Raw genomic sequence first — 13453 nt, 5'->3', positions numbered from 1 at the left:
CCTTCGCTCTCCCGGGCCGACCTGGCCCGGGAGAGCGTCTCCCCTCTTTCGGAAAGTCCTGCAGATGTCATCACTCGCCAACACTCCGGCCCTCGCGCCGAAGAAGCGCCGCCAGACCCGCATCGGCCTCGTCGCCGGCGGTCTCGCCGCCTACTGGCCCCAGTTTCCGGATCTGCTCCCGCAGCTGCAGCAGTCCTCTGCCTATGTGACATCCCGCTTCAATGATCTCGACGCCGAGGTCATCGACGTGGGATTCATCTCGGACGCCCAGGAGGCAAACGTCGCCGCCGAGAAGCTGCGCGTCGCCGACTGCGACCTCATCGTCATCTTCCTCACCACGTACCTCACGTCGTCTATGGTGCTGCCGATCGCCCAGCGGTCCAAGACTCCGGTGCTCGTGATCGACCTCCAGCCCACCGAGGCGATGGACCACGCGAACTTCGACACCGGCAAATGGCTGGCCTACTGCGGCCAATGCCCGGTGCCGGAGGTGGCGAACGTTTTCCGCCGGGCGGGCATCCCCTTCCGTTCGGTGTCCGGCCACCTCACGCAGGAGTCGGCCTGGGCACGCATCGACCAGTGGGTGCATGCGGCCGGCGTGCGCTCGACACTGCGCAATGCCCGCCACGGCCTGATGGGCCACCTCTATCCCGGCATGCTGGACGTCTCCACCGACCTCACCCTCGTCTCCACCCAGTTCGGCTCCCACGTGGAGGTGCTCGAGTTCGACGACCTGCGCGTGCGGGTCGCCGAGGTGACGGATGCCGAGGTGCGGGATCGCATGGAGCTCGCGAAGTCCCTGTTCACGCTCGACCCCTCGGTGAAGGAGGAGGACTTCGCCTGGGGTGCCAAGGTCTCCGTCGGTCTCGACCGTCTCGTCGACGACTTCGACCTCGACTCGGCCGCCTACTACCACCGCGGCCTGCAGGGCGAGCAGCACGAGCGACTCGGCGCGGGAATGATCCTCGGCGCCTCCCTGCTCACCGCCCGCGGCATCCCCTTCGTCGGCGAGTACGAACTGCGCACCAGCCTCGCGATGCTGGCCGCCCACACCATCGGCGCCGGCGGATCGTTCACCGAGATCCAGGCACTCAACTTCTTCGACAATGTGGTGGAGATGGGCCACGACGGTCCGGCCCACCTCGCGGTCTCCGAACGGGACCCGCTGCTCCGCGGCCTCGGGATCTACCACGGCAAGCGGGGCTACGGCGTCTCGGTCGAGTTCGATGTGAAGCAGGGCCCGGTCACCACCTTCGGCATCGGCCAGGACCGCGACGGCAGCTTCACTTTCATCACCAGCGAGGGCACCGTCGTGCCCGGCCCGCTGCTTGCGATCGGCAACACGACCTCGCGCGTCGACTTCGGAGGCGACCCCGGCGAATGGGTCGACGAGTGGTCGCAGACCGGCATCGGGCACCACTGGGCACTCTGCGTGGGGCATCGTGCCGGAGACATCCGCGCCGCCGCCTCGCTGCTCGGCATCGAACACCGCCATGTCGACATGGCGAGTCTGCCGAGCTGGCGATGAGACGGGTCTGCTTCCAGCTGCAGGTCAAGCTGGGTCACATCGACGCCTACCGGGTGGCGCATGCCGCGGTGTGGGCGGAGATGCTCGAGGCCCTCCACGACACCGGATGGCGCAACTACTCCATCTTTCTCCGTGACGACGGCCTCGTGATCGGCTATTTCGAGACCGAAGACCTGCAGGCCAATCTCGACGGCATGGCGGCCGCTCCGGTCAACGCCCGCTGGCAGGCCGCGATGGCCGAGCACTTCGTCGACCTCGACGTGCCTGCCGACCAAGCATTCCTCTACCTCGACGAGGTCTTCAACCTCGACGACCAGCTCACCAGTCTTCGCACGAACAGCGTCAACCAGAACGGGAACCGATCATGACAAGCTTCTCCGACATCGAACCGCTGCTCGCCCAGCAGGCCATCGAGCTTCCCTCCTGGGCGTTCGGAAACTCCGGAACCCGGTTCAAGGTCTTCGGCACCCCCGGCACCCCGCGCACCCCCCAGGAGAAGATCGCGGATGCCGCCCAGGTGAACAAGTACACCGCGCTGTCCCCCTCGGTCGCCCTGCACATCCCGTGGGACAAGGTCGACGACTACGCCGCCCTCGGCTCCTTCGCCACGGATCACGGAGTCGCTCTCGGCACCGTCAACTCCAACACCTTCCAGGACGACGACTACAAGTTCGGTTCCCTGACCCATTCGGACCCGAAGATCCGCCAGAAGGCCATCGACCACCACTTCGAGTGCATCGACATCATGGATGCCACGGGCTCGCGTGACCTCAAGATCTGGCTCGCCGACGGCACCAACTACCCCGGGCAGCAAGACCTGCGCGCCCGGCAGGACCGCCTGGCGCAATCCCTCGCCGCCATCTATGCCCGCATCGGCGATTCGCAGCGGATGGTGCTCGAATACAAGTTCTTCGAGCCCGCTTTCTATCACACGGATGTGCCGGACTGGGGCACCTCCTACGCCCAGGTCGCCGCACTCGGGGACCGCGCGCTGGTCTGCCTCGACACCGGACACCACGCGCCCGGCACCAACATCGAGTTCATCGTGGTGCAGCTCCTGCGCCTCGGAAAGCTCGGATCGTTCGACTTCAACTCGCGGTTCTACGCCGACGACGATCTCATCGTCGGGGCGGCAGACCCGTTCCAGCTGTTCCGCATCCTCTACGAGGTGATCCGCGGCGGTGGGTACGGGCCGGACTCCGGCGTCGCATTCATGCTCGACCAGTGCCACAACGTCGAGGACAAGATCCCCGGGCAGATCCGCTCCGTGCTCAATGTGCAGGAGATGACCGCTCGCGCGCTGCTCGTCGACACCGTCGCGCTCACCGCGGCGCAGGACGCGGGCGACGTGCTCGGCGCCAACGGCATCCTCATGGACGCGTTCTACACGGACGTGCGCGCCGACCTCGCCGCCTGGCGCGAGTCCCGCGGGCTCGCCGGCGATCCGATGGCCGCCTATGCGGCATCCGGATACCAGGCGAGGATCGCCGCCGACCGCGTCGGCGGCCAGCAGGCGTCCTGGGGCGCCTGACCCCCGTGTTCTCTCGCGGCGGCCTTACGACGTCGCGGAGGGTGCCGTGCCTCCCTCCGCGAGGGAATCCGGCCTCCGCGACAGCGCGTATCCCCCGCCGCCGCCGATTTACCGCAGACCAGTTCACCGCAGACCGAAGGATCACGACATGACCAACCCCGCTGCTGCAGAGCTCATCGCCCGGAGCAACCGACTCGGCTCGGACCCCCGGGTCACGAACTACGCCGGCGGCAACACCTCCGCCAAAGGAACGGATGTCGACCCCGCGACCGGCGAGCCGGTCGAGTTGCTCTGGGTGAAGGGCTCCGGTGGCGACCTCGGCACCCTCACCGAGCCCGGGCTCGCGGTGCTGCGCCTCGACCGCCTGCGCGCGCTCGGAAACGTGTACCCCGGCGTCGACCGCGAAGACGAGATGGTCGCCGCCTTCGACTACACGCTCCACGGCAAGGGGGGCGCCGCTCCATCGATCGACACCGCCATGCACGGACTGGTAGATGCCGCGCACGTCGACCACCTGCATCCGGATTCCGGCATCGCCTTCGCGACCTCCGCGGCCGGCGAGGAACTCACGACGAAGGCCTTCGGCGAGAAGGTCGTCTGGGTGCCGTGGCGTCGGCCGGGCTGGCAGCTCGGGCTCGATATCGCCGCCATCAAGGACGCCAACCCGCAGGCGATCGGCTGCATCCTCGGCGGGCACGGCATCACCGCGTGGGGCGACACCTCGGAGGAAGCGGAGGCGAACTCGCTGTGGATTATCGAGACCGCCGAGAAGTTCATCGCCGACAATGGTCGCGACGATCCATTTGGAACCGTCATAGATGGTTACGCTCCAGTGGCCTCTGACCAGCGTCTTTCCCGCGCTGCGGCTCTCGCTCCGACCCTCCGTGGGCTCGCCTCCACCGACCGCGCCCAGGTCGGTCACTTCACCGACGCCCAGGTGGTGCTCGATTTCCTCGAACGTTCAGAGCACCCCCGCCTCGCCGCGCTCGGTACCAGCTGCCCTGACCACTTCCTGCGCACGAAGGTCAAGCCGATGCTGCTCGACCTGCCCCCGACCGCGTCTCTCGACGACCAGCTCGCGCGCCTGCACGAGCTCCACGACGAGTACCGGGCCGACTACCAGGCGTACTACGACCGCCATGCGACACCGGAGAGTCCCGCCATCCGTGGTGCCGACCCGCTCGTCGTGCTCATCCCCGGCGTCGGCATGTTCAGCTACGGCGCCAACAAGCAGACCGCCCGGGTCGCGAGCGAGTTCTACATCAATGCCATCAACGTGATGCGTGGCGCCGAGGCGATCTCGACCTACGCTCCTATCGACGAGGCGGAGAAGTTCCGCATCGAATACTGGGCGCTCGAGGAGGCGAAGCTGCAGCGGATGCCGAAGGCGAAGCCCCTCGCGACGCGCGTCGCGCTCGTCACCGGCGCGGCCTCCGGCATCGGCAAGGCCATCGCCACCCGTCTCGCCGCCGAGGGAGCGTGCGTCGTGATCGCCGACCTCGACCTCGGGAAGGCGCAGGCCGCCGCCGCCGAGATCGGCAGCACGGATGTCGCGATCGGCGTGCAGTCGAACGTCACCGACGAGCTGCAGGTACAGGCCGCCGTGGATGCCGCGGTGCTCGCGTTCGGCGGGCTCGACCTCGTCGTGAACAACGCGGGCCTCTCGCTCTCCAAGAGCCTGCTCGAGACCACGGTCGCCGACTGGGACCTGCAGCACGACGTGATGGCCAAGGGCTCGTTCTTGGTCTCCCGCGCCGCCGCGAAGGTGCTGATCGACCAGAAGCTCGGCGGGGACATCATCTACATCTCGTCCAAGAACTCGGTGTTCGCGGGACCCAACAACATCGCCTACTCGGCCACCAAGGCCGACCAGGCCCACCAGGTGCGACTGCTTGCCGCGGAACTCGGTGAATACGGCGTGAAGGTGAACGGCATCAACCCCGACGGCGTCGTGCGGGGATCGGGCATCTTCGCCGGCGGCTGGGGGGCAAAGCGGGCAGCGGTCTACGGCGTTCCGGAGGAGGAGCTCGGCAAGTACTACGCGCAGCGCACGCTGCTGAAGCGCGAGGTGCTGCCCGAGAACGTCGCCAACGCGGTGTTCGTGCTCTGCACGAGCGACCTCAGCCACACCACCGGCCTGCACATCCCGGTCGACGCGGGCGTCGCCGCCGCGTTCCTGCGATGACCGAGGCCGTCGCGGCCGTCGATCTCGGGGCGACGAGCGGGCGGGTGATGCTCGGCTACGTCGGACACAACGAGCTGAGTGTTCGACCGGTCGCGCGCTTCCCGAACGGCCCGGTGCGAACCCCTGATGGGCTGCACTGGAACATCCTCGAACTGTTCCGCAACGTGACGGCCGGGCTCGGTGCCGCGGCGCGGGAGGAACCTGGGCTCGCGAGCGCCGGGGTCGACTCCTGGGCCGTCGACTACGCATTGCTGCGAGGCGGACGGATGCTCGGCGCGCCATTCCATTACCGTGACGGGCGCAACGCGGGCGCCGTCGAGACCACGCACTCTGTGGTCTCAGCGAAGGAGCTGTATGCAGCGAACGGCCTGCAGTTCCTGCCGTTCAACACCCTTTACCAGCTCGAAGTCGAGCGCGCGCCCGGCCTGCTCGGTTTTGCAACCTCGCTGCTTCTCATCCCGGACCTGATCAACTTCTGGCTCACGGGTCAGAGCTTCGCGGAGCGCACCAATGCCTCGACGACCGGGCTCGTCGACATCACGACAGGCGAGTGGAACGACACCCTCATCTCGCGGCTCGACCTCCCCGCGGGGCTGTTCCCGCCGCTGATCTCCCCCGGCTCGAGTGTCGGCGAACTCCTCCCGTCGATCGCGACCGAGCTCGGGATGCGGCAGAGCCTCGGCATCATCGCCGTCGGTTCCCACGACACGGCGTCTGCCGTCGTCGCGATCCCGGCCACTACCCCGAACTTCGCCTACATCAGCTGCGGCACCTGGGGGCTCGTCGGTGTCGAGCTCGAACACCCGGTGCTCAGTGAGGCCTCTCGCCTCGCCAACTTCACCAACGAGGGCGGCGTCGACGGCCGCGTGCGGTACCTCCACAACGTCATGGGCCTCTGGCTGCTCTCGGAGTCGGTTCGCACCTGGGAACGCTCGGGTGAGACGGTCGATCTCGTCGCACTCCTCGCGCAGGCAGCCGCTGTGTCGGGCGAAGTTGCCTTGTTCGACGCCAACGACCCGCGCTTCTTGACTCCGGGTGACATGCCGGAGCGCATCGCGGAGTGGCTCACCGAGCACGGCCGCCCGGTGCCCCAGTCCAATGCGGAGTTCGTGCGCTGCATCATCCAGTCGCTCGCCTCCGCGTTCTCGGATGCCGTGCGGACGGTTGCCGAGCTGTCCGGGATTCGTGTCGACGTCATCCACATCGTCGGGGGCGGATCTCAGAACGAGCTGCTCTGCCAGGCGACGGCCGACCTGAGCGGACTTCCCGTGCTCGCCGGTCCCGTCGAGGCGACGGCGATTGGGAATGTGCTGATTCAGGCGCGGGCACAGGGTTTCGTGACCGGGTCGCTCGAGGCGCTCCGGTCGCTGGTGGCATCCGCCTTCTCGCCGAAGCGTTACGACCCCGTGCGCTGAGCGTCACGACGTAGGATCGTCGAATGTTCGAGACGTCAGTGCTGCACCCCGAAGGAGGTCGCCCGTGAAATTCGCCCGGATCGGAGCGGTCGGCCACGAGCGGCCTTTCGTGCTCATCGGCCAGTCCTACTACGACATCAGCAGCCTCACCGCCGACATCACCGGGCAATTCCTCGAGACGAGCGGTGTGGAGCGCGTGCGCGAAGCCTTGAACGCAGGACTCCTCCCGGTGACCGACATCGCCAGCGAGCGCATCGGATCGCCCATAGTTCGACCGAGTGCCGTCGTCTGCATCGGCATGAATTACGCGGCTCATGCAGCCGAGAGCGGATCGCTCCCTCCCACTATCCCGATCATGTTCCTCAAAACGCCGAACACCGTCGTCGGGCCCAACGATGCCATCACGATCCCGCGCAAGAGCGTGAAGACCGACTGGGAAGTCGAACTGGGGGTCGTGATCTCGAAGCGCGCGTCCTACCTCGACTCGCCCGCCGACAGCATCGACCACATCGCCGGCTTCGTCGCGGCCAACGACCTCTCCGAGCGCGAATTTCAGCTCGAACTGTCCGGCGGCCAGTGGTCGAAAGGCAAATCGGCTCCGGGATTCAACCCGACAGGTCCCTGGCTCGTGACGCCTGATGAGGTCGACTATCGCGCTCTGCGGCTGCGAAGCTGGGTGAACGGCGAGTCGCGCCAGGATTCGTCGACTGCAGACCTGATCTTCGACGTCGACCACATCATCTGGCACCTGAGTCAGTTCCTCACCCTCGAACCGGGGGACCTCGTGCTCACCGGGACCCCCGAGGGTGTCGCCCTCTCCGGGCGGTTTCCCTACCTGAAGGCGGGCGACGTCTGCGAGATCGAGATCGACGGCCTCGGCCGTCAGCGACAGTTGTTCGTCTGAGCACCCGCATCGCAGCACCGACACAGGCCTCACACTCGTCTGGCCAAGCCCGCTGAGGTGGCAGAGGCGGTGGCCTGTCTCGCGAGCCCTCGCTGCGGGTCGACGACCGGGACCTGCCTAGCCGTCGATGGCGGCCTGCAGAACCTGCGGCTACGATCGGCGTAACCGCTCTGCCACAGTCCCAGCCGTAGGCTGGCGATATGAATGTGCCCGGCTCTTCAGCGTTCGGGAACGCCGAGACCCGCCGGTTCGAACTCACCCTGAAGAAGCCCTGGTTCGGCTGGGTTCCGAAGCCGACCGTCGTGTTCGACGGCCGCGGCAATCCCGCGCAGTGGGGCACGGGCACCTGGATGGTGCCCACCGAGGGCACGACTGTGGTCGGCGTGTTTCTCTTCAACCGGCTGTGGCGCTTCGGAGACGCCCAGATCAGCCTCGACGGCAGCGGTCCCTCCGCGGTCACCTATTCCGCGCCATGGCTGCCGTTCCTGCGCGGGCGACTCCGGGTCACCCGCGCATAGGCGCTGCCGAGCGGCTGCTCTTGCCCGCTCAGATCGCTTCTCGTACACTTGTTTGACAATGTCGTTTCCCGTCCGTTCCCCTCGGAGCATCGCCCTCAAGACCACTTCCCTGCCCGAAGCGGTGTACGACGCGCTTCGGGAGAGCATCGTCACCATGGCCGATCGCCCAGGGGCGCTGCTCACCGAAACCGCGGTCGCCGAGCGCTATGGTGTGGCGCGTCCCACGGCGAAAGCCGCCCTCGAACGACTCGTCAGCGAGGCACTCCTTTCTCGGCGTGCCCACCATGCCGCGCAGGTTCCGGAACTCAGTCGCGACGACATCCAGGATCTCTACTCCAATCGCGCCATTCTCGAAGTTGCCGCCGTGCGGCACCTTTCGGCCGATTCTGTGGTTCCCCTCGCCGCGCTCGCAGTGCATCGCGAGCTGCTCGAACATGTGCGCTCCGACAATCGCGCCGCCCTCGCCCGGACTGACCTCGACTTCCATCGTCAGCTCGTGGTGGCGCAGCACAGCCCAAGGCTCGCAAAGATGCACAGCCTGTTGATGGGCGAGATCGAGCTCTGCATCGGCCAGGTGCAGTCCCATCAACTCATCCAGCCATCTGATGTCGCCTTCCAGCATCAGGGCATCCTCGATGCGGTGGCGGCAGGAAACGGCGCGCTGGCGAGCCGCCTCACCCGCGAACATATCGAGGGAGCGCGTGACCGGCTTCTCCAGAAGTACGACAGGGAGGTGTCTGAATGACCTTCCTCATCGCAGTGCCCGATGCCGCAATGCTCGACCGCCTCACACCGGCTGGTGAGGGCGTGGAAATCATCGTCTGGACGACGGATGACCCCCCGCTCGACCGCCCGATCGACCTGCTGGTGCTGCCGTACTCGGTCTCCGCGGAGGCCTTGCCGCGACTCGCGGCGTCGCGGGTGTCACTGGTGCAGAGCCAGGCCCTCGGCTACAACGGCGTCGCGGAGGTGTTGCCGCCGGGCATCCGCTACGCCAATGCCGTCGGGGTGCACGAGGGCCCGACGGCCGAGCTCGCCGTCGGCCTCATCCTCGACAGCCAGCGCGGACTGGACGTCATGGCCCGCGCGCAGCCGGCCGGCCTCTGGAAACGCGACTGGTACCCCGGCCTTCTCGGAAGCGCCGTGCTCATCGTCGGTGTCGGTGGGGTCGGTGCGGCGATCGAGAAGCGCCTCGCCCCCTTCGATGTCGACATCACGCGCGTGGCACGCACCGCGCGCACCGATGCACTCGGCACCATCCACTCTCTCGGGGAGCTCCCCGACCTGCTCCCCTTAGCGGACATCGTCGTGATCGCCGTGCCGCTCACCGCTGAGACAACGAACATGGTCGACGGGCCCTTCCTCGGCCGCATGAAAGCCGGCGCGTTGCTCGTCAACGTTTCTCGTGGCGCGATCGTCGACACGGATGCCCTCACCGAGCGGACCCGGTCCGGCGCGATCCGCGCGGCCGTCGACGTGATCGAACCCGAGCCGCTCCCCGCGGACCACCCCCTGTGGAAGACCCCCGGCGTGATCATCACCCCGCACATCGGCGGAAACATCTCGAGCATGCCGAGCCGTGTCGATCCCCTCGTGCGCGAGCAGATCCGCCGGCTTCACGAGCATCACGAACCACTGAACATCGTCGTCGACAAAAGGACCGGAATATGAAACTCGAACGCCACTTCCCCAAGGTGCGCGACCTCGCGCCGCTCATGCATTTCGCCACCCCCGAGTTCAACGCGAAGAAGCGCCGTCTCGAGAGGGCACTCACGATCCACGACCTCCGCGCGATCGCCCAGAAGCGCACGCCGAAGGCCGCCTTCGACTACACCGAAGGAGCGGCCGAGGCGGAGATCTCACTGGCCCGGGCGCGCCAGGCCTTCGAGGACATCCAGTTCAACCCCTCGATCCTGCGGGACGTGTCGGTCGTCGACACCTCGTCGACGGTGCTCGGGGGGCCCGTCGCCCTTCCGTTCGGCATCGCGCCGACGGGCTTCACCCGCATGATGCAGTCGGAGGGTGAGATCGCCGGCGCCGGTGCCGCAGCCGCCGCCGGCATCCCCTTCTCCCTCTCGACCATGGGAACCTCCGCGATCGAGGACGTGAAGGCGGCCAACCCGAACGGACGCAACTGGTTCCAGCTGTACATGTGGAAGGACCGCGACCGGTCGATGGCGCTCGTGGATCGGGCGGCGAAGGCCGGTTTCGACACCCTCCTCGTGACCGTGGATGTGCCGGTCGCCGGCGCCCGACTGCGCGACAAGCGAAACGGCTTCTCGATCCCGCCGCAGCTGACCCTCGGAACCGTCGTCAACGCGATCCCGCGTCCGGAGTGGTGGATCAACTTCCTCACCACAGAGCCGCTCGCTTTCGCCTCCCTCGACCGCTGGTCCGGCACCGTCGGAGAGCTGCTCGACTCCATGTTCGACCCCACCGTCACCTTCGAGGACCTGGCCTGGATCAAGGACCAGTGGCCGGGCAAGGTCGTGGTGAAGGGAGTCCAGAACCTCGACGATGCGAAGCGCCTCGCGACCATGGGCGTCGACGGCATCATCCTGTCGAACCACGGGGGACGGCAGCTCGACCGCGCACCGATCCCGTTCCACCTGCTTCCGGATGTCGCCCGCGAGGTCGGAAAGGACCTCGAGGTCCACCTCGACACGGGCATCATGTCGGGCGCCGACATCGTCGCGGCAATCGCCCTCGGCGCGGACTTCACTCTGGTCGGCCGCGCGTACCTCTACGGCCTCATGGCCGGTGGGCGCGAGGGCGTCGATCGCATGATCGAGATTCTCGGCGATCAGATCGCGCGCACGATGCGCCTCCTCGGGGTCACCTCCCTCGCCGAGTTGACGCCGGCCCACGTCACGCAACTCGAGCGTCTCGCGCCACGCACCCTCAGCGTGCCGGCGGCGACCGCTCCGCGGCCCGTGGCGAAGTCCTCAGCCACCAAGCCCCGCACCTCCCCGCCCAAGGCCGGCCCGCGGAAGTCGCCGATCGCCGGCTGACACCCTCGCAAGTGACACGCGTGCCGAAACGTTCCCGCGCGCGTGTCACCCGGCAGTGCGGAGCACGCCGGCGGGGCGGCTAAGAGAGCAACCCGAGCTGACGTCGCGCTTCATCGATAGTCTCGAGCACCGCGATCGAGGCGTCGAGCGGATGCAGCGGAGACTCGGTGAGCCCGTGCGCGACGTGCTGCGCGGCCGCGGTCGCCTGCCACACCAGTCCGTCGCGCCAGCGCAGGGTCGTCGGGTCGTCCCACCGGAGAGGTTCGTCGCTTCCATCCCGGTACAGGGTGAACCCCCCGGGCGCGACGAAGGGCGCATCGATGTCGACGCTCGCGAGGGAGCCGCTCACCGTGGCACGCACGGGAGTGGACACGGTCATGCTCGTGCTCAGCTGGGCCTCCGCGCCATCCGCGGTGCTGAACAGGATGGCGGCCTGGCCGTCCACCCCGGTCGAAGTGATCGATCCGCTCGCCACCACCCGGCTGGGGCGACCGAGCACGAAATGGGCGAACCAGATCGGGTACACGCCGAGGTCGAGCAGTGCGCCGCCCCCGAGCGCCGGGTCGAAGGCACGGCTTTTCGCATCGAAGTCGAAGATGGACCCGTAGTCGGCGGCGACGAGTCCGATCTCGCCGAGCATCCCGTCGGCGAGCATGGCAGAGAGCACCGTGGTCTGGGGCAGGAACCGCGCCCACATCGCCTCCATGGCGAAGACGCCGGCGGCGCGTGCGGCATCCGCGATCTCGCGTGCCTCCGCGGCGGTGAGGGCGATCGGCTTCTCGACGAGCACATGCTTGCCGGCGGCGATCGCGAGCAGCGCGAGCGCGCGGTGCTCACTGTGCGGAGCGGCGACGTAGACGATGTCGATGCCGGGATCCGCTACCAACCGCTCGTAGCTGTCGTAGACCCGATCGATGCCGAACCGCGCGCCGAACGCCGCCGCCCGTTCGAACGAGCGAGACGCGACAGCGTGCATGCGCTGGTCGGAGTTGGCGTGAAGTGTCTGTACGAAGTCTGCGGCGATGCGACCGGGAGCGAGCACTCCCCAGCGCAGAGTCGGACCGCCCCTCAGGGGTGTCGCGGTCGAAGCGGGAAAGTAATTCATCACTGGGCCCCCCTGGCCGCTCGGCGTACATTGTCGACGATACTCGTCGCGGTGAGCGCGGAAGTCACCAGTGCGATGAGCACGATGGTCATCGGCACCCCGTAGAAGGGGGCTCCGAGCGGCACAAGCAGCACTGTCGCCGCCGCGACAGCGAGGGCGAGCGGACGCGTCGCCACCTGCTCTTCGATTGCGGCATGAAGCAGGTAGAGAAGCACGAAGAACAACGCGACGGGAATCGCCAGCGCATAGCCGACGATCGGGGGCGAAATGGCCGCGTGCGTGCCGGCTTCGATCGTGCCTGCCTCGACCGCACCAGCCTCAGGCGTGCCATTCCCAGACGTGCCCGCCTCGACCGCGACCTCGAGGGCCGCCCCGATCGCCGCGATCGCGGCGAACAGGGCATAGTGCCCGTAACCCCAGAGGAACGATCTCGACCGGTGGCTCGCGAGCCCGTCGCCGGCGGGTTCGAGAAAGTAGAGCCACCAGAGCCCGAAGAGCAGGACCAGGCCACCGAGGGCGACGACGACGAGCGAAACACTCACCCCGGAGAGATCCAGCGCCTTCTGCACGGCGATCGTCACGGCCGACACCGACTCCCCGAGCAGGATGATCGTGAAGAGCCCGTAGCGTTCGGCGATGTGATGCGGATGCCACGGTGTGAGACCCGTGCGCTCTGCCCACAGGGGAACGCTCACGTCGGCGAGGGCGAGCACGATGAACGACAGCGCTCCGAGCTCGGGGGGCAACAGCAGCCGGGCGATCCAACCGAGCTGCACGATGGTGATGGCACCGGCATAGCGGAAGGCGGTGCGGCGACCATCCGGATTCTCGATGCCGGCGCGCACCCACTGACCCACGAGCCCCACCCGCATGATGAAGTATCCGAGGGTGATGCCGAGATACTGCTGCTTGTCGAACGCGCTCTGCACTCCCGCCGCCAGCACCAGGACACCGCCCATCTGCACCATCGTGGCGAGCCGGTAGGGCAGATCATCCGTGTCGTAGGCGGAGGCGAACCAGGTGAAGTTGAGCCAGGCCCACCAGATGGCGAAGAACACCATGAGATAGGGGCCGACCCCGTCCGTGAGCGCGGTCCCCGCAGTGATGGTCCGCGCCAGCTGCACCGCGATCTGCGCGACCGCGACAACGAAGGTCAGATCGAAGAGCAACTCGAGAGAGCTCGAGACGCGATTCTCCTCGTCGATGTCGCGCCCCGACATGCGGGTGCGGATCCGGATGCGCGGAGCCGAAGTCAT

At 67.5% G+C, this 13453-nt stretch carries 12 protein-coding genes and 1 pseudogene; 11 read left to right on the top strand and 2 right to left on the bottom strand.

Translation table 11 applies throughout. The features are described 5' to 3' along the window. The first annotated feature begins 64 nt into the window (after positions 1-64). From F1C58_RS00660 to F1C58_RS00610, 11 genes and pseudogenes are all read left to right on the top strand, one after another. Positions 65-1528 (top strand): L-fucose/L-arabinose isomerase family protein, encoded by a 1464-nt coding sequence (locus F1C58_RS00660; RefSeq protein WP_185202148.1) that lies wholly within the window; start codon positions 65-67, stop codon positions 1526-1528. Next, on the top strand, positions 1525-1896 hold the full coding sequence (locus F1C58_RS00655; protein WP_185202147.1) for an L-rhamnose mutarotase: 372 nt from the start codon (positions 1525-1527) through the stop codon (positions 1894-1896). Before F1C58_RS00660 ends, F1C58_RS00655 begins: the two co-directional genes overlap by 4 nt. After that, positions 1893-3059 carry an L-rhamnose isomerase gene (rhaI, locus tag F1C58_RS00650; protein ID WP_185202146.1) on the top strand — a complete coding sequence of 389 codons (1167 nt, stop codon included), beginning with the start codon at positions 1893-1895 and terminating at the stop codon, positions 3057-3059. The genes F1C58_RS00655 and rhaI overlap by 4 nt, the downstream gene beginning before the upstream one ends. A gap of 148 nt (positions 3060-3207) precedes the next feature. Beyond that, the gene (locus F1C58_RS00645) at positions 3208-5244 is read left to right on the top strand and encodes a bifunctional aldolase/short-chain dehydrogenase (protein ID WP_185202145.1); all 2037 of its coding nucleotides are present in this window, start codon (positions 3208-3210) and stop codon (positions 5242-5244) included. Beyond that, positions 5241-6659 (top strand): rhamnulokinase family protein, encoded by a 1419-nt coding sequence (locus F1C58_RS00640; protein WP_185202144.1) that lies wholly within the window; start codon positions 5241-5243, stop codon positions 6657-6659. Before F1C58_RS00645 ends, F1C58_RS00640 begins: the two co-directional genes overlap by 4 nt. A gap of 64 nt (positions 6660-6723) precedes the next feature. Continuing rightward, a complete protein-coding gene (locus tag F1C58_RS00635) occupies positions 6724-7563 on the top strand; it encodes a fumarylacetoacetate hydrolase family protein (protein WP_185202143.1) in 840 nt (279 codons plus the stop codon). A 27-nt stretch (positions 7564-7590) separates the two neighbouring features. Further along, positions 7591-7728, top strand: a pseudogene (locus tag F1C58_RS00630) (SDR family oxidoreductase); the annotation flags it as partial. 35 nt (positions 7729-7763) lie between these two features. Further along, positions 7764-8081 carry a hypothetical protein gene (locus F1C58_RS00625; protein WP_185202142.1) on the top strand — a complete coding sequence of 106 codons (318 nt, stop codon included), beginning with the start codon at positions 7764-7766 and terminating at the stop codon, positions 8079-8081. Positions 8082-8139: 58 nt separating this feature from the next. Then, a complete protein-coding gene (locus F1C58_RS00620; protein ID WP_185202141.1) occupies positions 8140-8826 on the top strand; it encodes a GntR family transcriptional regulator in 687 nt (228 codons plus the stop codon). After that, positions 8823-9752: an NAD(P)-dependent oxidoreductase gene (locus F1C58_RS00615; RefSeq protein ID WP_185202140.1), complete on the top strand. Its 930-nt coding sequence runs from the start codon at positions 8823-8825 to the stop codon at positions 9750-9752. Before F1C58_RS00620 ends, F1C58_RS00615 begins: the two co-directional genes overlap by 4 nt. Next, positions 9749-11092 (top strand): alpha-hydroxy acid oxidase, encoded by a 1344-nt coding sequence (locus F1C58_RS00610; protein ID WP_185202139.1) that lies wholly within the window; start codon positions 9749-9751, stop codon positions 11090-11092. The genes F1C58_RS00615 and F1C58_RS00610 overlap by 4 nt, the downstream gene beginning before the upstream one ends. Positions 11093-11171: 79 nt before the next feature. On the opposite strand, the gene F1C58_RS00605 is transcribed toward F1C58_RS00610, so the two are convergent. Both F1C58_RS00605 and F1C58_RS00600 read right to left on the bottom strand, forming a co-directional pair. Continuing rightward, positions 11172-12197 carry a Gfo/Idh/MocA family protein gene (locus F1C58_RS00605; protein WP_185203904.1) on the bottom strand — a complete coding sequence of 342 codons (1026 nt, stop codon included), beginning with the start codon at positions 12195-12197 and terminating at the stop codon, positions 11172-11174. Beyond that, positions 12197-13453, bottom strand: a complete 1257-nt coding sequence (locus F1C58_RS00600; protein ID WP_219732006.1) for a low temperature requirement protein A — start codon at positions 13451-13453, stop codon at positions 12197-12199. Before F1C58_RS00600 ends, F1C58_RS00605 begins: the two co-directional genes overlap by 1 nt.

Source organism: Glaciihabitans sp. INWT7, from assembly GCF_014217685.1.
Taxonomy (GTDB): domain Bacteria; phylum Actinomycetota; class Actinomycetes; order Actinomycetales; family Microbacteriaceae; genus Lacisediminihabitans.
This window is presented reverse-complemented; position numbering and strand designations above follow the sequence as displayed.